This is a genomic window from Empedobacter sp. UBA3475 (assembly GCF_002378465.1).
Taxonomy (GTDB): domain Bacteria; phylum Bacteroidota; class Bacteroidia; order Flavobacteriales; family Weeksellaceae; genus Empedobacter; species Empedobacter falsenii_B.
In genome coordinates this window covers 1-21,112 of the sequence record NZ_DFRA01000019.1, presented here as the reverse complement: position 1 = coordinate 21,112, position 21,112 = coordinate 1, and the positions used below count along the sequence as shown (strand labels likewise).

Sequence of the window (21,112 nt, the reverse complement as noted above, 5' to 3'; positions counted from 1 at the left end):
ATTAATATCTTTTAGATAACTGATGTTCTTTTTCCATCAGCATTTCAGCGATTTCAATCGCTAAATTTTTATTATTAAAAAATTTCCTTTTTGTAAAAGGATTTTTAAATTTTGGTTTTCGTTCATACGAATACCCTCCTCCAACTATTTTCTTTAAAAGGATTCCTTGATTTTTATACTTGTCAAAAAAATGATCGATTTGCGCTTCTTCGCGCTTCAAATCAATATCAAGCGGTTTGTAATACGTAATCATATTTGGTTTTATAATCAATCGAAAACGCCACGGTTGTAGAAATTCATAAATTCCTTTGAAACGTTTTGTCTTGGGATCATACACCTGAATACACACAAAATATAGACGTTCTTCATCATTCAAAATTGAATACGGACCTGAATATTCGTAAGGTTGCAATTGTTTCAACTCTTGAATTCTCTGAACATAAATTCGCTTTCCGTTTCGTTTTCGTTTTTTTACAAACTTTCGCGTTTCTGCATATTGAGAAGTATTTATTTTCTTTAGAATTTGAGTAAAAAACTCAATCTCATTTTCTTTTTTAATATCTTCTCTCAATACAATATATCGCTCAAAACCTTTTTGACACGGCTCTTTTAAAAGAACAAGCGGAATTTCTTTTTGTTCTTTAAAAATTTCTTTTTGACGTTTATATTTCTCTCTTACATTTTTTTCTTTCGTTGTTTTTACACTTCTTTTCCTCGCTCTTTTTGTTCGTAATTGAGTAGAAAAGAAAATTGAATCTTCCATAAAATGGATTATTTGATTGCAAATAATTATTTTGAAATAATTAGCGCTAACTATTTCTTCTTCGGAAGTTTTTAGAAGTTATTCTGAATCTAGAATGGAATAATAAAAGAAAAAGCCCGAAGAATCCTCCGGGCTTTTGATATAATAAGTAAATTATTTACGATTTATAAGCACGAAGAATGCTCATTGCAAAATCTGTTGCAATAGCTAAAAACTGATATGTCGTTTCTTTGAACATTTTATTTCTTCGTTATTAAATTGTTATACGTTATGATTTTTATCAGTGCAAATTTAAGTCAATAAAATTCACATTTCCAAATCCTTTGTGAAATTTCACTAAAAATAGGGAGAAAAATATTATTGATTTTTAACATTCATTTAGTTGAAGAAGTTCCTTTCAAAATTTCATCAGTTAATTCCATTATCTTGGTTGAAGAATTTGATAAAATAATTACATCTTTATCATTAGTCCAATGTTTATTTCCATTAAAATCTACCACAGAAAATTTTACTTTTCCTTTCAAATCTTTCAATAAGTCATTTACGATATAAATTTTGTACACATTTTCTTCTTTTTCTACTGAAATTAGCACATTTTCGAAACTTCTTTTCACTTGATAATGTAACGCTTTCCAATTTCCTAATTTATCCAAAGACGACCACGAAGTTACTGGCCAAACGTCATTCAATTGCCAATACAAACTTCCCATATTATAAGGTTTTGCACGTCGATGTGCTTCAATTGCCAACTGAATTCCGCGTGCTTGTAACAATTGAGAAACGTAGTTGTACTGCACAAAATCGGTCGGAACAACATAATCTCGCTGCATATATTCGTTGATTGTTTCCCAACCTTTTGGATGTTTTTGATGCGCTAAAATTATTGCAGAATTTTTACTCAATGTATCTTTTTCAGAAAACATTGATTTCACCGTTTTCAACGTTGGCATTCCTTGAAAACCATATTCAGAAGCAAAACGTGGAACTTTTTTTTCATACGTTTCAAACGGTTCCATTCCCCACCAAACGCCCCAATAATGCGAATCTCCTTGCGTCAAACTTTCTTTTCTTCCCCAACCAATCGAAGGTGAAGACGGCCAATAGCGATTCTCTGATTTTGGTAAAATCGAATCTAAAACATTCGGAATAATATGATGAAAAGTCGTTTGATAATCTTTCCAAATACTCAACGAATCTTGTTTCGACCAGCCCATTTGTTTCTGATATCCCCAATTTTTCCACGCTTCATCAATTTCATTATTTCCACACCAAAGCGCAATAGAAGTATGATTTTTTAGGCGATTCACTTGATCAATTGTTTCTTGTTTTACATTGTGAAGAAAATCTTGATCGCCAGGATAAAAAGCACAAGCGTACATAAAATCTTGCCAAACCAACAAACCTTTTTCGTCGCATAATTCATAAAAATAATCGTCCTCATAAATTCCACCACCCCAAATACGAATCATATTCATATTGGCTTCAACCGAACTATTTATCAACTTTTCATAATCATTTTTTGAAACTCGTGAAACAAAATTATCTTGCGGAATATAATTTGCACCTTTCATATAAGTTGGAACCCTATTCACTTTAAAATAAAACCTAGAGCCAACTTCGTCTTTTTCTTGTACCAATTCTATCGTACGTAAACCAAATTTTAAATACTTAAATATCTGTTCATTCCCTTGTTTAATTTTGAATTGATAATCGTATAAATACTGTTCGCCCATTCCATTTGGCCACCATAATTTTGGATTGTGAATCGTTTCATCAATCGAAAAATGATTAATTCCTTTGGTTAATTTTTGAGTGATTATTTTCTGATTAAAATTAATTTCTACAGCTGTATTTTGTTCCGATTGGATAATAAATTTAAACTTTACTTTCGCTTGATTTTTATCCAATTTGACAATTTCATAAGACAAGTCATTCAGTTTTAAATTATTCCAAGAAATAAGTTCAATTGGTTTATAAATCGCAACCGTTACCAATCTTGGTCCCCAATCCCAACCATACTGATATTGCGCTTTTCGAGTAAAAACACGCTCACCTTCTGGTATTTATATGGAAGAAGATTTGCTAATCGTTTTCCTTCATTAGGCGACGATTTGAATTGTATTTCGAGCAAATTATTTTTATCTTTCAGTAAATCTTTGACCGAAACTTCCCAAATTCGAAACATATTATTCGCATCCAGAATTAATTTTCCGTTCAGAAAAACTTTTGCATATGTATCCAATCCATTAAATTTTAACTGAATGTTTTGCGCTTTTCGTTCGGCTTCAGTCAAATCAAAAGAAGTTTTGTAGTTCCAATCTTCGTTTTCTACCCATTGCACTTTTGCATCATTAACGTCTTTGTAAGGATTTGGAATAATATTATTTAACATCAAATCGGTATGAACAGAACCAGGAATCTCAGCTTTCAGCCATTTTGAATCTCCTTTTTGTTGAAAAGTCCAATTCTCTAAATTCAAATTTCGAGTCGTTTGAGCAGAAAGTTGAATAAATGTAAAAAAAGTAATAACAAAAAATAGTAATCTCCTCATTTTGTGCTGATTTTCATAAGGATAAAATTAGGTTTAAAATTCATATAAACACAAAAGAGATTATTAAAAACAATTTCTTTTGTTGAATACATAATATAGGCTTCGTTAATTATGGGAATAACGAATATGCTAAACTTAGGTTGACTCGGCTATATTTGAATTTCAGAAAAAAGCAACTGATTATTCAATCGATTTGTACAATCAAGATCAAGCGGAAACTACAAAAAAATGGAAATGATTCTTCTATCAATTTAAAACAAGTTATGCGAGAAGAAAATTTAATGGATTATGATTTTGAAAGTGCTAAATTTAGAATTCAAGAATTACATTCAAACTTTTTCAAAACGCTAAACGAGCATTCTAAGCAAAAACTAACACCTCTTAATTTGAAATATTGTTCGTATATCTATCTTGGTTTAGACACCAAACAAATTGCAACTCTTCTTAATATTGAACCAAAAAGTGTACGAATAACAAAGTATCGTTTGAAACAAAAATTTGGTCTAGTAAAAGAAGATAAATTATATACTTTTTTTCATCGGATAATTGCCTAGATTTATTTTTTAGTAAAAAACACACTTCAACTCTCGTTAATTTATTAAAATATAATTCATAATATTTTTCAAAATACTTGCAGTCTGCACGGAAAAGATTATTTTTGCCTATTCGACAAATAGAATATGAAAAATATCCGTAATTTCTGTATTATCGCCCATATTGACCATGGTAAAAGTACCTTGGCCGATCGTTTATTGCAAGTAACAAACACGATTTCTGATCGTGAGTTACAAAATCAAACTTTAGACGATATGGATTTGGAACGCGAACGCGGAATCACAATTAAATCGCACGCCATCCAAATGGAATATGAAAAAGATGGTGAAAAATATATTTTAAATTTAATTGACACTCCTGGTCACGTGGATTTTTCTTACGAGGTTTCTCGTTCGATTGCCGCTTGTGAAGGAGCTTTGTTAATTGTAGATGCTGCACAAAGTATACAAGCACAAACCATTTCTAACCTTTATTTGGCTTTAGAAAATGATTTGGAAATCATTCCAGTTTTGAACAAAATCGATTTACCTTCTGCAAATCCAGAAGAAGTAACAGACGATATTGTTGATTTGATTGGTTGTGATCCCGAAGATGTTTTGCGTGTAAGTGGAAAAACAGGTGAAGGTGTGTTAGAATTGTTACACACAATTATCGAGAAAGTTCCTGCACCAGTTGGTGATCCAGATGCACCGTTACAAGCCTTGATTTTTGACTCTGTTTATAATCCTTTCCGAGGAATTGAAGCTTTTTACAAAGTGGTAAATGGAGAAATCAAAAAAGGAGATCAAGTAAAATTCATGGCTACCAACAAAAAATATGGTGCCGATGAAATTGGAACATTAAAACTGAATCAAGTTGAGAAGAAAGTCATTAAAACTGGAGATGTAGGTTATATTATTTCTGGAATTAAAGAAGCTTCTGAGGTAAAAGTTGGAGATACAATTACATTAGTTGAGAATCCTGCAAGCGAAGCTATTGATGGTTTCGAGGAAGTAAAACCAATGGTTTTCGCTGGTATTTATCCGGTTGACACAGAAGATTACGAAGATTTGCGTGCTTCTATCGAAAAGTTACGTTTGAATGATGCTTCATTAACTTTTGAAGCTGAATCTTCTGCTGCTTTAGGTTTCGGTTTCCGTTGTGGATTCTTAGGAATGTTACACTTAGAAATTATTCAGGAGCGTTTAGAACGTGAGTTCAACATGACGGTAATTACAACTGTTCCTAACGTTTCGTATGAAGCGTACTTGGAAAAAGATCCAGAAAAAATGATTCCGGTTCATAATCCATCTGAATTACCAGATCCATCAGGATTAAATCGTGTTGAAGAACCATATATTCGAGCAGCAATCATTACAAAATCTGAATTCGTAGGTCCTGTAATGAGTTTATGTATTGAGAAACGTGGTGAATTACAATCTCAAAACTATTTAACTCAACATAGAGTAGAAATGATTTTCAATATGCCTTTGGCTGAAGTTGTTTTCGATTTTTATGATCGATTAAAATCTATTTCAAAAGGATATGCATCGTTTGATTATGCACCTTCTGGAATGAAAGCTTCAAAATTGGTAAAAGTTGACATCATGATTAACGGTGAAGTTGTAGATGCTTTATCTGCCTTAATTCACGTTGATAATGCCTACAATATTGGAAAGAAAATGTGTGAAAAATTACGCGAATTAATTCCTCGTCAACAGTTTGATATTCCAATTCAAGCCGCGATTGGTGCAAAAATTATTGCGCGTGAAACAATCAAAGCATTACGTAAAGACGTTACTGCAAAATGTTATGGTGGTGATATTTCTCGTAAACGTAAGTTATTAGAAAAACAAAAAGCTGGTAAGAAGAAAATGCGTCAAATTGGACGTGTAGAAGTTCCCCAATCTGCATTCTTAGCTGTTTTGAAATTGAATGATTAAAATTCTTTTTATATACCAAAAGCCGTTCTAATGAACGGCTTTTTTTTGTAACAATTGGTAAAATATTTGTACTAATAAACTAAATACCAACCGCATGAAAAACATACTAAAATTAGAACAATTTGCTCTATTAATTTTTATAATCGTTTTATATAGTTTGTTAAAATTATCATGGATGTGGTTTGCAATTCTTTTTCTTGCTCCCGATATTTTTATGTTAGGTTATCTTTTTGGAAATAAGATTGGTGCAATATCCTATAATTTTATTCATAATTATTTTACGACAATTTCATTGATTCTTATTGGTTATTTTTTACATATTGAATGGTGTTTGATAATTGGATTTATATTTTCCGCTCATATTGCGTTCGATCGTTTTCTAGGATTTGGTCTCAAAAAACACGATGGTTTCAAATCCACCCATTTAGGAGATTTATAACATCACAACCTCATCAGTCGAACCTTTTTCCTTAATCTCTGAAATACTTCGCATCGTAATTTCTGAAATTTGTTCCAATGCTTCTTGTGTAAAAAAAGCTTGATGTGCAGTGACCAAAACATTTGGAAAACTCATCAATCGCTGAATCATATCATCTTGAATAATTTCTGCTGATAAATCTTTGAAAAATAATTTTTCTTCTTGCTCATAAACATCAATTCCCAAATAACCAATTTTATGATTTTTCAAAGCTTCAATCGCTTCATGTGTGTTGATTAAACCACCTCTACTTGTATTAATAATCGTAACACCATCTTTCATCATCGCAATCGTTTCTTGATTAATCATGTAATGATTTTCTGGCGTCAACGGACAATGCAACGAAATAATATCCGAATTTTTAAACAACGTATTCAGCTCCACATATTCCACTCCACCATTCGCCAATTCTTGATCTGGATACAAATCATACGCAATTATTTTGCAACCAAAACCTTTCGAAATATTGATAAAAGCCTTTCCTATTTTTCCTGTTCCAACAATTCCAATTGTCTTCTGAAAAAGATTGAAACCAAGTAAACCATTCAAAGCAAAATTTTGTTCACGAACGCGATTATAAGCTTTATGCGTTTTTCTGTTCAATGTTAACAACATCGCAATTGTATGTTCTGCCACAGCCTCAGGAGAATATGCAGGAACGCGACAAACTTTAATTCCAAATTCTTTCGCAGCTTCCAAATCGACATTGTTAAAACCAGCACATCTCAACGCAATAATTTTAACGTCTTTTTTTGCTAAAATTTCAATGACTTGTCGATTCACTTTATCATTCACAAACACACAAACAGCGACCTCATCTTCTATCGCATTGACGATATGTGGACCTAAATGTGTTTCATAAAAATTAAGTTCAAAATCATAATTTTTATTTTCAGCTTCAAAAAAAGTTTTGTCATAAGGTTTAGACGAAAAGAAAGCTATTTTCATATTGCATATTTTTAACTAAAATACATTATTATATTTTTTTATTCATAAAAAACTCAGAAATAGCTGCTATTTTATCTTCATTATAAATTTTTCTCGAGAAATGTTTTTAAATTCGTTTCAATAGAAATTAAACATGAAAAATATACTTCTTACAACACTTACATTAGCATCCATAAGTGCTTTTGGACAAAATATAAATAACCAAACCATCGATCAAGTGACAGAAAAAGCAATGAAAGCTTTTAATGTTCCTGGAATGGCTGTTGCAGTCATTAAAGATGGTGCAATTGTACATTCGAAAGGTTACGGTGTAAAATCTATTCTAACTGGAGAAAAAGTTGAGACGTCAACAAATTTCGGAATCGCTTCCAATTCAAAAGCATTTACTGCCGCTGCTCTAGCCATTTTAGTCGATGAAGGAAAAATAAAATGGGACGATAAAGTCATTCAACATATTCCTGAATTTAAAATGTACAACGAATATGTGACGAAAGAATTTACAATTCGTGATTTATTAACGCACCGCAGTGGATTAGGTTTAGGCGCTGGAGATTTAATGGTTTGGCCAGATGGTCACAATTTCACACCAAAAGATATCATCAACAATATTCAATATTTAAAACCTGTTTCAGATTTCCGTTCAAAATACGATTACGACAATTTATTGTACATCATTGCTGGTGTGGTTGTAGAGCGTGCTTCTGGACAATCTTGGACTGATTTTGTAACGAAACGATTAATTGAGCCTATTGGAATGACCAATACGGGTGCAAACTGGCATTTGGTTAAAGACAAGAAAAATGCAATTGTTCCTCACGTTCCTATTGATGGAAAATTGGAAGTCATCGAACGTTACTCGAATACCATTTTTGATGCAGCTGCAGGAATTTATTCGAATGTAGATGATCTTGCAAAATGGTTGCAATTCAATTTAGATAAAGGAAAAGTGAATGGAAAACAAATTATTTCGGAAAAACAAATGAACGAAATGATTACACCACAAACTTTACAACCAAATCGTACTACTCCACCTTATAATTCATTATTCAAAGCGTATGGTTTGGGATGGCAATTGCAGGATATGAACGGAAAATTGGAAGTTTCGCATACTGGTGGATTGGAAGGAATTGTAACACAAACGATGTTTTATCCTCAAGAAAAATTAGGAATTGTGATTTTGACAAACCAACAATCGGGTGCAGCTTTCCGAGCAATCTCGAATACAATCAAAGATTTTTACTTAAAAAATCCATCTACAGATTGGGTAAAAACGTATGATGATATAATGAAGAAAAATGTGGAAGAAGCCGATGTTATTACCGATGAAGTTTGGAAAACAGTTGAAGCAAATCAAAAAAATAAAGCCATCAAATTTGATTCAAAAAGTGTAATCGGAACGTATAAGGACAATTGGTTTGGTGATGTTGTAATTTATGAAAAGAAAGGAAAAATCATTTTCGAATCGAAACGTTCACCTCAATTAACTGGTGAAATGCTTTTTTACAAAGACAATACGTTTGCAGTAAAATGGTACAATCGTTATTTCCATGCAGACGCTTTTGTTTATGCAGAAATAAAAGATGGAAAAATGACAGGTTTCAAAATGAAGGCCATTTCTCCGTTAACAGATTTTAGTTACGACTTCCAAGATTTAGATTTTACGAGAAAATAAATTTTAATAAATACTAATCAAATGCGAAGTTCGAAATTAGAACTTCGTTTTTTCTATTAAAAATGAAATTCAAAGGTTACGCATATGGACTAATTTCTTCCATATCTTATGGATTAATTCCATTATTTATCCTACCTATAAAACAGGCAAATTTTTCGATGGATACTACATTATTCTATCGATTCTTTTTTTCTGCATTGATTGTCGGAACATATTTATTCATCAAAAAACAATCATTCAAAATAGATGTGAAACAGATTCCATTTTTAATCATTTTAGGATTATTGTACGGAATCTCAGCGGATGCTTTATTTTTAGGTTATGATTATTTAACTCCTGGAATTGCCTCCACATTATTATTCGTTTATCCGTTGATTGTTGCCATCATAATGGCTGTTTTCTTCAAAGAAAGAATTACAATTTCAACTATTGTAGCCATTGTTTTTGTACTGGCTGGTGTAATTTTATTAAGTTTTAAAGAAGGAAAATTCGAGCTAAATCCAATCGGATTAGGAATTGTTTTTATTAGTGCTTTGGGTTACGGATTATATATTGTGACAGTCAACAAATCGAAAGTACGAGATATAAAAGGCTTTACATTAAGCTTTTATTCGTTTCTATTTACAACGATTTATTACGCAACAAAAATGATTATTCACAAAGAATCCTTCATTTTACCATCATTAGAATTAACCTTCAACTTTTTTACATTTGCGTTTGTTACGACAGTTGTTTCGAGCATCGCATTGATTTATGCGATTAAAAATATTGGTTCTACAGCCACTTCTATTCTTGGCGCATCAGAACCTGTGGTTGCCGTTGCTGTAAGTGTTATGATGTTTGGTGAAGATTTTTCGCTGAGTTTAGCTTTAGGAATTTTTATGATTATTCTAGGCGTAACTCTGAATGTAATTGGTGATGCATATCAACAAAAAAGATTGAAGTAATTGTAAATCCTATTTTTAACTTTGCAGCAATGAAACAGAAATTTAATCCTGAAGGTTGGAATCGTATAGAGCATTTTAATATGTTCTCGAAAATGGATAATCCGTATGTCGGAGTTGTTGCGGAGGTTGAATGTTCTAAAACGTACAAATTTGCCAAAGCAAATAAATTGTCTTTTTTCGCAGTCTATTTACATTGCTCGATGTTGGCAGAAAATAAGATTAATGAGTTTAAATATCGCATCGAAGATGATGAAATTTTTGTGTACGATCATTTAGATTGCGGAACAACAATTGGAAGAAAAGACGGAACTTTTGGTTTTGCATTGATGAATTTTACCGAAGATTTTGATGCATTTAACGCGCAACTTCAAGAGCAAATACAAAGTGTAGAAAACTCGGTTGGTTTGCATATCAAAAATGAAGAAATTACCATTGGCTTGGTTCGTCATTCTACATTTCCATGGTCGAGATTTACAGGTCTAACACAACCAAGTAACTTTGGAACGGGAGAATCTATTCCGCGAATTATTTTTGGAAAAGCGTATACGCAAAACGATAAAATGTATATGCCTGTTTCGGTTGAGGCGAATCATGGTTTTGTAGATGGTTTTCATTTGGCGAATTATCTGCAAGAATTTGAAAACGAATTAGGTAAATATTAGAAATAGTAAGAACGAATTTCGAGTTTCGAAATTCGTTTTTTTATTTTACATCATTAGGATGAATAAATGGTTCTGGTTCTGGAATTTCCTCATATTGAATAGGAAAATATTTTTTATCTTCTTCTAAAACAAAATCATCCGTATAATTATAAAAATGCTCCAACTCTCTTAATTGATACTTTCCTTCTTCGTCTTTATGAAATCGAAAAGCGTAACCTTTTATTTCACAGTAGAATGTTATTTTTTCTTTATCTAAAGGGATATAATTTAAATTTGAGATATCGATATATTCATCTAATACTTCATTTTTATCTAAAAGAATAGTATAATCTGTATTTTGAATAGTAATTGGTAATGTATAATAATTCCCTATTGAACAGTCTTGTCCAGTCGAAGAAATATATAAATAAAATTTTTCTTTTGCGAAAAAGAGAGAGATTGTTCTAATTGGTATATGATTACTTTTTGTAATATCAATAGCTTGTTCAATAACTTCATTTACATTCTCATCTTTAAAAACTGAATCTGCTTTTATTTCATTCTTCTTTTCCCAACCTTTAGCAGATTGACTGCTCGGTTGCTCGCATTGAACAAAAAGAATGAATAAGAGTAAAAAATATAAATTCTTCATATAAGTGTTTTGATTAAAGATAATCAATTCACTGCAACTTTTTTATTTAGTTTTTTTGACCAAGAAAAAATATAAATCGTTCCGATAATTGAAGGCACAATCCAAAAATAAATATTATCTCCAAATCCAGCGCCTGCAACCAAAAACGCTGTTACTGAAGCGATATAAGCACCAACCATTTTTCCAACATGATTCATTGTCCATTTTTTATAATTCTCTGTATTCTTGTAAAAAACAAAATCTCGATAAGACATAAACCCTCCTAAAAACCCAAAAATTAAATACAATAATCCAATTGCATTGCTTGTGAAAAGTGGAAGTAATCCAAAAACAATCATCACAATAGATGTGATAAACATTGCTCCAGAAATGATTTTATCCAAATTATTAGAATAGTTTTTGCGCTTATAATTTAGAATTCTATTTCCGATCAAAATCATATAAATCGTGAAAATACCAATCATTAAAAGAAAAGAATTGTGGTGATTTGGAAAAGCACAAATAATCAACGAAAGAACAGAACTGACTAACATACCAATCGAAAATATTTTTCCCACTTTTTTGTGTGTCGAATTTCCTTTTTTTATAATCATAACAGCTGTACCAGCAACTAAACCAATTCCTCCAAAAAATGCATGAATGTAAATAATGATTTTGACTAAATTTTCCATAATGTGTTTATTTATTATGGAATAAAATTAAATGAAGTCGTTTTTAATTTTAAAATTTATTGACCGAATTGTCGAATTTTACGGATGAATTGTATTACTCTTTTGTTTTCACTGTTTCGATAGCATCATTCATCAAATCAAACTCGTAGCCTTTGTACGCTAAATATGCTTTTACTTTGTTTATTTTCTTGAAAGATTCTCGCTCAGAAGTTAATAAATTGAACTTTTTATGCGTTAAATGCAATAAATTATTCCAATATTTATCCAAATCAATTTCTTCTTTAAATGCTTTTTCGATTAATTTTTGGTCAATTTGACGCATTTTTAATTCTTGACGAAGACGATTTCTTCCCCACATTTTTTGATTGACTTTTCCTCGAACAAAATTATGAACAAATCGTTCTTCATTCAGGAATCCGTAATGAATTAGCTTAAAAATAATCTCATCTTTCGCTTCTGGAATCAAATCAAAATCACGAAGTTTTTTCTCTACTTCCCAATGACAACGATCTTGATAAAGACAATATTTTGCCATTTTATCTTTGATTTCATCAATCGTATAAATCTTTTTTGGGTTGTCATTAGAGAAATTCATGCAACAAAGTTAAGATTTTAATAAGAAAATTGTTTGATTAACTTGATGAGGATCCTGAAAAAAGTTCAGGATTAATCAACAAAAAAACTGAATCATTTCTGATTCAGTTTTTTATTATTTGTTTAAATAGTTGAAGGAAAAATATGAACTTCTCAATTCTAATTTCTCACATCTCAATACTATTTTTATTAAGCTTTTTGTAATTCCGCGATATATGCTGTTGGATCCTCAGCATTGAAAACTGCCGAACCAGCAACTAAAGCATCTGCACCAGCTTCTACCAATTTTGATGCATTTTGTACTCCAACTCCTCCATCAATTTCGATGATCACATTTGCATTAGCTTCTGTAATCATTTTTTTCAATTTAGAAACTTTGTTGTAAGTATTTTCAATGAATTTTTGACCTCCAAAACCTGGATTAACACTCATAATTAACACCAAATCTAAATCATTAATCACATCTTCTAAAACAGATACTGGTGTATGCGGATTAAGCGCCACTCCTGCTTTCATTCCTTCTGCTTTTATAGCCTGAATTGTACGATGTAAATGTGTACACGCTTCGTAATGAACAGTCAAAATATCTGCGCCAACTTGTTTGAAAGTTGAAATATAACGATCTGGATCAACAATCATTAAATGCACATCCAAAACTTTGTCTGTTAACGAATTTATTTTCTCGATAATTGGCATTCCGTAAGAGATATTCGGAACAAAAACGCCGTCCATTACATCTAAATGAAACCATTCGGCTTGAGAATTATTAACCATTTCGATGTCTTTTGCTAAATTCCCAAAATCGGCTGCTAAAATTGATGGTGCTACTATTGGCATAATCTTATTTGTTGTTTGTTTGTATTTTGTGGTGCAAAGGTAATGAAATAAAAAAATCGTTGAAAACTCAACGATTTATATTTTTTAGAAATTATAACCAAATTTGAAACCTAATTCAGGTAAGAAGTCGATGTATGTTTCTTTATCTGAATATATCCAATCAGAACCATTAATAGAATATTTAAAAGGATAATAAGTATCTATAAAAATTCCTGCTCCAAAATTGAATTCATAAAAAAATTTTTTAGCAAAATTTCTTTTAATTCCATAATTCACCACAAGTTTTGCAAAATCATCATCTTTTCCCATCCCTTGGTATGTTGATAACCAATCTGTATAATAGTCAAATTTCAATCCTATAAAATTTGCAGAATTATTTAAAGTAGATTTTCCTTTTGAACTTCTTCGATCAAAATTATAGTAATAACGACCTTCTAATCCTAACTTTACTGTGAAATCCATATCCAAACCATCATCTGAACCTGTAAAATTAATTGTAGAATAATTTAAATTAACAAGAATTGTAATTTTATCTGTTATGGCTTTCTCATAATTTGCTCCAACTCCCAAAACATTAATATGTGCTGAAATCAAATCTGTTGCTTTTTCTTGAGCAAAAAGAGAAGATGATAATAAGAAAGTAAATATTAGTCTTTTCATTTTCAGTGTTAATTAATTCAATACGAATATAACTGAAAAAATGATTCAGTAAAATTATTTTTAATCCAAGAAAACTCGATTATCAATAAAGTTATAAGGTTCTTCGTCTTTCAATTCTTCGTTGATGATAAAATGAATCGAATCTTTTGACATAAAAATATAAGTATAAATATCTGCCATCTCATCAGAATCTCTAAACTCGTAATATTCATCACCAATCGTGCACCAAACACCTTCGTCTTCAGAAAAAGTTACACGATCATCACTATAAATCGTTTTAAAGTTAACCGTCATTGTGCCGTCAGCTTTTCTATTGACCATCCAACTATTTGTTTCTCCTTTAAAAAATTTCCCATGATCAGTTCCAGACCAAATTCCAACGAATCTGTCATCTACATCCATAGATTTTATATACTCTTTCATTTGGTTTTGATCAGCTTTGTTCATCATGATTTTCTATATTAAAATTAGCTTAAAAGTAGCCAATCTATACTTCTTCTCATCTCAAAAAGACTTAATTTGCAGCTTGGGATAAAAACAACAAATTTATGGAAAATAATATGCTTAATCAACATCCAGCAGATATTGCCGAACAATTGACTGCACTGAACGTAAAGGAAAGAAATATCGCTTTTTATTCGCTTTCGAATGATGATAAAGTTGAAGTATTCTCCTATTTTGAACCCGATATTCAGTACGAAATTGTAAAAAGTTTGACGGACGAAGATTTAGCTGAAGTTTTGAACAATCTTGATCCTGATGACCGAACAGAACTATTTGAAAATTTCCCAGATCAATTAATCAAACATTCCATTAATCTTTTAAATCCTGAAGAACGCGCTACAGCACTAAATTTGATTGGATACAAAGAAGATTCGATTGCGCGTTTGATGACGCCAAATTATATTCAGGTAAAAGAACATTATACTGTAAAACAAGTTTTGGCGCACATCAAAAAATATGGAAAAAAAGCGGAAACGTTGACGTATATTTTTATTGTTGATGGAAAAAATAGATTGATTGATGATTTAAAAATTGGCGAAATTCTTTTGGCTGATGAAGATACGAAAGTAGAAGATTTGATCGATCATAATTTTGTTTCAATCAAGACGACGACTCCTTTAGAAGATGCGTTAGAAGTTTTTGATAAATACGATCGTTCTGCGATCCCAATTGTGACAGAGAATGATGTTTTGGTCGGAATTGTAACCTTCGACGACATCTTGGATCGAATGAAAATGCGTGATACAGAAGATATTCAGAAATTCGGAGGGATGGAAGAATTGGATGTTTCGTATACTAAAACACCTATTGCGGAATTAATTAAAAAGCGCGCAGGTTGGCTGGTTATCTTATTTATTGGCGAAATGTTTACTGCTTCTGCTATGAGTTATTATGACCAAGAAATCGAAAAAGCGGTTGTACTCGCTTTATTTGTTCCATTGATTATTTCGAGTGGCGGAAATTCTGGTTCTCAAGCGGCTTCGCTGATTATTCGTGCGATGGCTTTGGGCGAATTGAAACTAAAAGATTGGTGGTATGTAATGAAGAAAGAGTTTGCTTCAGGATTAATCTTAGGTGCAATTCTTGGATTTGTTGGTTTTATCAGAATCTTAATTTGGCAAAAAACTGGAATTTATAGTTATGGAGAATATTGGTTGTATGTAGCTTTAACAGTCGCTTTATCTTTAATCATTATTGTTTTATGGGGAACACTTTCTGGATCTTTAGTTCCATTTATTTTGAGAAAAATTGGATTTGATCCCGCAACAGCATCCTCGCCTTTTGTCGCAACTTTGGTTGACGTTTCAGGATTGATTATCTACTTTACAATTGCTGCATTCTTACTAAGCGGAAAATTATTATAAAAAAAATCCAACCAATTGGCTGGATTTTTTTATTTTTATTATCGTCCGATATATGTTTTCAAAATCTTAGATCTCGAAGTATGTTTTAAACGGCGAATTGCTTTTTCTTTAATTTGACGAACACGTTCTCTTGTTAAATCAAACGTTTCTCCAATTTCTTCTAACGTCATTGGATGTTGACCGTTTAATCCGAAGTATAAACGAATTAAATCAGCTTCACGAGGCGTTAATGTTTGTAATGCACGTTCAATCTCTACACGTAATGACTCAATCATCAATTGTACATCTGGAGATGGAGATTCACCAATGTTTAATACATCGTATAAGTTAGAATCTTCTCCTTCTACTAATGGTGCATCCATTGAGACGTGACGACCAGAGTTTTTCATCGACTCTTTTACATCACCTTCAGACATATCCAAAACTTCAGAAATTTCTTCTGCAGATGGAGCACGTTCATGTTCTTGCTCTAATAAAGCATAGGCTTTATTAATTTTATTGATCGATCCAATTTTATTTAATGGTAAACGTACAATACGAGATTGCTCTGCTAATGCTTGTAAGATAGATTGACGAATCCACCAAACGGCATACGAGATAAATTTGAAACCACGTGTTTCGTCAAAACGTTGCGCTGCTTTAATCAAACCTAAATTTCCTTCATTAATTAAATCTGGTAAACTTAAACCTTGATTTTGGTATTGTTTCGCAACAGAAACCACGAAACGTAAGTTTGCTTTTGTTAATTTTTCTAAGGCAACACGATCTCCTGCTTTGATACGTTGTGCTAACTCTACTTCCTCCTCCGCTGTAATCAAATCTACTTTACCAATCTCTTGTAAGTATTTATCCAACGACGCAGTTTCACGATTTGTTACCTGCTTTGTAATTTTAAGCTGTCTCATTTAACTAAAACCCTCCTATTATTAATGATTATTATCGATTTCTTGGGTGGTTTATTAACACCACTATATATGTATACGCAGATAACTGAAAAAGGTTACAAAATATTGTAAATTATTTCATAATTAATGTCTTAAAACTTCGTAAATCATTTGTGCAGAGAGTTTCGCTGTTGAGTTATCAACATCAAAAAGCGAATTATACTCGACCAAATCAAAGATTTTAACTTTATTCGAATTCATTAAAACTTTCAAAATATATTTTACTTGAAAAGGCGTTAAACCATTAATTGTCGTTGCACTTACACCTGGTGCATACGCTGCATCAAAAACATCCATATCCAATGATACATAAAGTGCATCATATTGTTGAATGATAATTTTAAGGTCTTCTAAAATTTTATTCAGATGTAAGTGTACTTCATCGGCCATGATAAACTTAACACCTAAGTTTTCTGCTCGATGAAATAATGCTTTTGTATTTCCCAATTCTTGAATACCAATTGGAATATAATTAAAATTCATTTCGTTTTGTTCGCAATACTTTGCCATTTCATAAAATGGTGTGCCAGAAGTAGATTGCGGATTTGGCGTTCTCAAATCAAAATGCGCATCAAGATTGATAATTCCAATATTTTTGTATGATTGTGCTAAAGCTAAAAAATCGCCCAAAGCTGTTTCGTGTCCACCGCCAATCACTATCGGAAAATGATTTTGTTTGATGATTTTATGAACTTGATTAACCTGTTCTTCTCTCGCAGTTTCTAAATCTTTGTCGTCGCAAACAATATTTCCAGTATCAAAAATAAAATCTGTTTCAGAAAAATGCAAAGGCAAATTGGCTAATGCTTTTCGAATGAAATCTGGTGAATTCTTTGCGCCAATTCGTCCTTTATTTCGTTCAACTCCTTCTTCTGAACAAAAACCAAGAATTACTTTTGGTTGAATGGATGCTGATTCAAATTGATCATAATCGTTGATTACTTGATGAACTCTTAAGCCTAACTCTCCGTCTTCAGAATCAATTCTTCCTGTCCAAATTTCTTGATTAAATGATGTTTTTTGCATGATTAATAAAATTTAGGTAACGACAAATTATATTTAACAGTCACAATGCGAATCGCAGCGATAATAGCGCCCGAAACGATGAAATTTATATTACGATCTAATCCAAAATTATCAAAAATTAAATACATCACACCTCCTGCAATACATGCCATTGCATAAATTTCTTTCACAAAAACTGTAGGCGTTCTATTCATCAAAACATCGCGCAACATACCACCCATTACAGCGGTCATCATTCCCATCATCACAGAAATAAAATTGTTTGCGCCCAAAGAATGTGCTTTCTCTAAACCTACTATTGTAAATAAAGCAATTCCTAATGTGTCGAAAAGCATTAATGTTACTCTTAATCGTGAAAAATATTTAAAAAATAATCCTGCCAATAAAATTCCAGCAAAAACTGCATAAATAACATTCATATCATTTATCCAAACCAAAGGATAACTATTCAAAAATAAATCGCGCAAAGTTCCGCCACCAACAGCCGTTATAAAGGCAAAGCAAGCAATTCCAAACCAATCGTGTTTTTGTCTTTCATCTCCAGCTAAAGCACCAGAAATTGCAAACACAACCGTCCCGAATAATTCAAAAATGTATTGAATTTCCATCTATAAAAAATTAGTTCGCTAAGATACGAATCTATAAATTAATGACTTTTAAACTTTGGTAATGATAAGTTGTATTTTATTGCAGCCAAACGAATTACAACAATTACAGCTCCCGAAACAAAGAAATTGATGTTACGGTCAAGTCCCAATTTCCATAAAATCATATAAATAACTGCACCACAAAGACATGCAAATGCATAAATTTCTTTCTTGAAAATAATCGGAACTTCGTTCAACATCATATCTCGAATAATGGATCCAAAAACCGCGGTAAACATTCCCATTACAGGTGCAATTACGGGATGAATCCCAAGATTCAGGGCTTTTTCTAAACCAACAATCGTAAACAAAGCAATCCCTAATGTATCAAAAAGCATAAATGTTTTACGAAGTTTCAGCAGAGGCGTATAGAAAATTGCCGCTAAAATAACACCAATCCCTACCGCATAAATAAGATTCACATCCTTTATCCACATAATTTCAACGGAAAGTAAAATATCACGAATTGTACCACCTCCAATTGAAGTTAGGAAAGCAATAAAGGTTACACCAAACCAATCGTTACCAGATTTTTCATCTGCTGCTAAAGCGCCCGAAATTCCAAAAAAAAGTGTACCAAATAATTCGAAAAAATATTGAATCTCCATTTCTATTGTATTAAATCATATTGTGTTATGCTCTGTCAAAAATAAATACTTTTCTTTTTTAACGATGTTTAAATATACAATCGAAAATAAAAAAAGACCAACACATTTGTTAGTCTTTTTGTTAATATTAATAATAATTTGTTTTTTCTAATTGCTTCTCATCAATCGGATCTTCATCCAAATAGCGTTCTAAACTATCGTCCAACTCTTTCATCCAAGGTGTGTGATGTTTTTCTGCTTTCGTTTCGTCCATAACAGAGGTATAGGTTTTATCTCGATAAGTTAAAATATTTTCTTCTTTATCTTTTAACCAAGATTTGAACATATTAGCAACTTTATCCAAATCGAACATAGGATAATCAGTTAAATGAATTAAATCCTTCAAATAATCAGTTTGAAAATCAACATGATCATCAGCAGAAATCGATTGTTTTTCATAATCAATCCATTTCTGAATATCTTTTTGAATTTCTTCTTTTGAAGGTAAATTAATTCGTCCCAAAATATAATCACGTGCAAACCATGCTTGCGCATCAAACATATTAAATGTGTAATATTGATCCTGCATTCCCAAAAATAACAATTGAGCATTTACATCTGATATTACACCTTTATACATTCCTTCTGGATACAAACAATTTTTGGTTTTTAAACGCAAATTATCTGGTAAAAACGGAAATTTGTGTTGATAACCTGTACACATAATTACTGCATCAAACTCTTTTGATGTTCCGTCTTTGAAAAATGCTTTCTTATCTTCAAAATGTGTCACCAAAGGCAATTCTTCTATTCCATTTGGCTATTTACAATCAATTGGACTTGTACGATAAGAAATTGTGACCGATTTAGTTCCGTGTTTATAACATTGTACCGCAATATCTTCTGCCGAATAACTACTACCGATCAATAAAATTTCTTTACCTCTAAATGGATCAGCTCCACGAAAATCATGCGCATGCATTACATTTCCTGTATAATTCTCGATCCCTTTAAAATAAGGCATATTTGGTGTAGAAAAATGTCCAGTTCCGACAATTAAATAATCGAAATATTCTTCGAAAGTTTGATTTTTCTTTAAATCATCAAAAACAACGCGAAATTGTTTTTTATCCTCTACATAATCTACCCACCTTGCAACGGTATTAAACTGAATGTACTTTCGCGCATTACTTTGTTTAATTCTTCCTTCTATATAATCGAATAATACTTCTCTAGGTGGATAAGAAGATATTGTTTGACCAAAGTGTTCAGAAAATGTATAATCTGCAAATTCTAAACATTCTTTTGGTCCATTCGACCATAAATATTTATACATACTGCCATGCAATGGCTCTCCGTATTTACCTACTCCTGTACGCCAAGTGTAGTTCCACATTCCTCCCCAGTTGTCTTGCTTCTCAAAACATTTAATTTCTGGAATTTTGTTACCTTTTTTCTCTTCTGACTCAAATGCTCTTAACATTGCCAAACCACTTGGTCCAGCCCCGATAATGCCTACTTTTAAACTCATGAATTGTTTTTAATTAAACTTATATGAACTACTCAACTATCTCTCAATAGTAATTGATTTTTATGCCTGAAACGACCTGATATAGAAAAAAACATCTATAAAAATTGTGTAAAACAGAATAGAATGTGTAATCTAATGATTACAACATATAAAGAGATAGAAAACCTCTTGCTGAATAAATAAAATTTTATTCAAAATTAAATTATTCTTCAATGTACTAAAATTATAGCAGATGGACAAATATTAATGAAACATAATAATAAGCTTAATTATTATGGCGTTCCCTTCGGTCGGGCTATCCGTTGCAATCTTTTGTAGAATAAAATTGGAAGTGATTACAGGAAAATCCAATTTCTACAAAAGATTTCCACTACTATCCCTAACGCTGGTTTTAAGTTCTGAGTTAGTTGTAAAAAAGAAGCTTCCTTTTTATAAAGAAGAAGCTTCTCGTTGACTAATTAGAAGCTTCTTGTTGGATGAAAGGAAGCTTCTTGTTTTATAAAACATAGTTTTTAGTTAGCGTAAAGCTTACAGCCTTCACCTAAAGCGAAATCCATAAACACAAAAAAGCCTCAAGTTGTTCACTTGAGGCTTTTAATAAAAACTGGCGACGACCTA

The 21,112-nt window shown here is 31.7% G+C and carries 20 protein-coding genes and 3 pseudogenes; 7 read left to right on the top strand and 16 right to left on the bottom strand.

Annotated features, from left to right (window positions below; translation table 11 throughout):
- Position 1 precedes the first annotated feature (1 nt).
- The 4 genes and pseudogenes from B3I31_RS04750 to B3I31_RS04740 form a co-directional block, all read right to left on the bottom strand.
- Positions 2-763: a hypothetical protein gene (locus B3I31_RS04750; protein ID WP_219035379.1), complete on the bottom strand. Its 762-nt coding sequence runs from the start codon at positions 761-763 to the stop codon at positions 2-4.
- Between the two features lie 374 nt (positions 764-1,137).
- Positions 1,138-2,757 (bottom strand): beta-mannosidase, encoded by a 1,620-nt coding sequence (locus B3I31_RS04745; protein WP_286495885.1) that lies wholly within the window; start codon positions 2,755-2,757, stop codon positions 1,138-1,140.
- Positions 2,758-2,769: 12 nt separating this feature from the next.
- Positions 2,770-2,826: pseudogene (locus B3I31_RS14605) on the bottom strand (hypothetical protein); the annotation flags it as partial.
- A gap of 5 nt (positions 2,827-2,831) precedes the next feature.
- A pseudogene (locus B3I31_RS04740) lies at positions 2,832-3,314 on the bottom strand (glycosyl hydrolase 2 galactose-binding domain-containing protein); the annotation flags it as partial.
- Positions 3,315-3,577: 263 nt separating this feature from the next.
- On the opposite strand from B3I31_RS04740, the gene B3I31_RS04735 reads away from it, so the two are divergent.
- From B3I31_RS04735 to B3I31_RS04725, 3 genes are all read left to right on the top strand, one after another.
- Complete coding sequence (locus B3I31_RS04735) at positions 3,578-3,868, top strand: helix-turn-helix transcriptional regulator (RefSeq protein ID WP_219035376.1); 291 nt, start codon at positions 3,578-3,580, stop codon at positions 3,866-3,868.
- Positions 3,869-3,994: 126 nt separating this feature from the next.
- Positions 3,995-5,791 carry a translation elongation factor 4 gene (lepA, locus tag B3I31_RS04730; protein WP_038332533.1) on the top strand — a complete coding sequence of 599 codons (1,797 nt, stop codon included), beginning with the start codon at positions 3,995-3,997 and terminating at the stop codon, positions 5,789-5,791.
- A 94-nt stretch (positions 5,792-5,885) separates the two neighbouring features.
- Positions 5,886-6,230, top strand: a complete 345-nt coding sequence (locus B3I31_RS04725) for a DUF4260 domain-containing protein (protein WP_291072168.1) — start codon at positions 5,886-5,888, stop codon at positions 6,228-6,230.
- Here the strand turns inward: B3I31_RS04725 and B3I31_RS04720 are convergent.
- Positions 6,225-7,217 carry a 2-hydroxyacid dehydrogenase gene (locus tag B3I31_RS04720; RefSeq protein ID WP_291058744.1) on the bottom strand — a complete coding sequence of 331 codons (993 nt, stop codon included), beginning with the start codon at positions 7,215-7,217 and terminating at the stop codon, positions 6,225-6,227. The genes B3I31_RS04725 and B3I31_RS04720 overlap by 6 nt on opposite strands.
- A gap of 133 nt (positions 7,218-7,350) precedes the next feature.
- Here B3I31_RS04720 and B3I31_RS04715 point away from each other — a divergent pair, with 133 nt between their 5' ends.
- From B3I31_RS04715 to B3I31_RS04705, 3 genes are all read left to right on the top strand, one after another.
- Complete coding sequence (locus B3I31_RS04715) at positions 7,351-8,889, top strand: serine hydrolase (protein WP_291058742.1); 1,539 nt, start codon at positions 7,351-7,353, stop codon at positions 8,887-8,889.
- Between the two features lie 62 nt (positions 8,890-8,951).
- On the top strand, positions 8,952-9,836 hold the full coding sequence (locus B3I31_RS04710) for a DMT family transporter (protein ID WP_286495880.1): 885 nt from the start codon (positions 8,952-8,954) through the stop codon (positions 9,834-9,836).
- A gap of 29 nt (positions 9,837-9,865) precedes the next feature.
- The gene (locus B3I31_RS04705) at positions 9,866-10,498 is read left to right on the top strand and encodes a CatA-like O-acetyltransferase (protein WP_286495878.1); all 633 of its coding nucleotides are present in this window, start codon (positions 9,866-9,868) and stop codon (positions 10,496-10,498) included.
- Between the two features lie 40 nt (positions 10,499-10,538).
- Here the strand turns inward: B3I31_RS04705 and B3I31_RS04700 are convergent, their stop codons facing one another.
- The 6 genes from B3I31_RS04700 to B3I31_RS04675 all read right to left on the bottom strand — a co-directional run bounded on the left by B3I31_RS04700 (position 10,539) and on the right by B3I31_RS04675 (position 14,341).
- Entirely contained in the window at positions 10,539-11,129 is a 591-nt protein-coding gene (locus B3I31_RS04700) for a hypothetical protein (protein WP_291058740.1), read from the bottom strand.
- 23 nt (positions 11,130-11,152) lie between these two features.
- Positions 11,153-11,800: a hypothetical protein gene (locus B3I31_RS04695; protein ID WP_291058738.1), complete on the bottom strand. Its 648-nt coding sequence runs from the start codon at positions 11,798-11,800 to the stop codon at positions 11,153-11,155.
- Positions 11,801-11,894: 94 nt separating this feature from the next.
- Positions 11,895-12,395, bottom strand: coding sequence for a regulatory protein RecX (locus tag B3I31_RS04690; protein WP_291058735.1), 501 nt, complete (start codon positions 12,393-12,395; stop codon positions 11,895-11,897).
- A 188-nt stretch (positions 12,396-12,583) separates the two neighbouring features.
- Complete coding sequence (gene rpe / locus B3I31_RS04685) at positions 12,584-13,231, bottom strand: ribulose-phosphate 3-epimerase (protein ID WP_280036965.1); 648 nt, start codon at positions 13,229-13,231, stop codon at positions 12,584-12,586.
- 84 nt (positions 13,232-13,315) lie between these two features.
- The gene (locus B3I31_RS04680; RefSeq protein ID WP_286495875.1) at positions 13,316-13,891 is read right to left on the bottom strand and encodes a DUF3575 domain-containing protein; all 576 of its coding nucleotides are present in this window, start codon (positions 13,889-13,891) and stop codon (positions 13,316-13,318) included.
- A gap of 60 nt (positions 13,892-13,951) precedes the next feature.
- Positions 13,952-14,341 carry a hypothetical protein gene (locus B3I31_RS04675; protein ID WP_038332499.1) on the bottom strand — a complete coding sequence of 130 codons (390 nt, stop codon included), beginning with the start codon at positions 14,339-14,341 and terminating at the stop codon, positions 13,952-13,954.
- A gap of 98 nt (positions 14,342-14,439) precedes the next feature.
- Between B3I31_RS04675 and mgtE the strand changes: the two genes are divergently transcribed.
- Positions 14,440-15,759, top strand: a complete 1,320-nt coding sequence (gene mgtE, locus B3I31_RS04670) for a magnesium transporter (protein ID WP_291058732.1) — start codon at positions 14,440-14,442, stop codon at positions 15,757-15,759.
- A 38-nt stretch (positions 15,760-15,797) separates the two neighbouring features.
- On the opposite strand, the gene B3I31_RS04665 is transcribed toward mgtE, so the two are convergent.
- The 5 genes and pseudogenes from B3I31_RS04665 to B3I31_RS14550 all read right to left on the bottom strand — a co-directional run bounded on the left by B3I31_RS04665 (position 15,798) and on the right by B3I31_RS14550 (position 20,494).
- The gene (locus tag B3I31_RS04665) at positions 15,798-16,664 is read right to left on the bottom strand and encodes a sigma-70 family RNA polymerase sigma factor (RefSeq protein WP_019975176.1); all 867 of its coding nucleotides are present in this window, start codon (positions 16,662-16,664) and stop codon (positions 15,798-15,800) included.
- A 123-nt stretch (positions 16,665-16,787) separates the two neighbouring features.
- Positions 16,788-17,729 carry a formimidoylglutamase gene (gene hutG / locus B3I31_RS04660; RefSeq protein WP_291058730.1) on the bottom strand — a complete coding sequence of 314 codons (942 nt, stop codon included), beginning with the start codon at positions 17,727-17,729 and terminating at the stop codon, positions 16,788-16,790.
- 2 nt (positions 17,730-17,731) lie between these two features.
- Positions 17,732-18,337, bottom strand: a complete 606-nt coding sequence (locus tag B3I31_RS04655; RefSeq protein ID WP_038332494.1) for a trimeric intracellular cation channel family protein — start codon at positions 18,335-18,337, stop codon at positions 17,732-17,734.
- 38 nt (positions 18,338-18,375) lie between these two features.
- Positions 18,376-18,984: a trimeric intracellular cation channel family protein gene (locus B3I31_RS04650; protein ID WP_038332492.1), complete on the bottom strand. Its 609-nt coding sequence runs from the start codon at positions 18,982-18,984 to the stop codon at positions 18,376-18,378.
- 127 nt (positions 18,985-19,111) lie between these two features.
- A pseudogene (locus B3I31_RS14550) lies at positions 19,112-20,494 on the bottom strand (NAD(P)-binding domain-containing protein).
- Positions 20,495-21,112 lie beyond the last annotated feature (618 nt).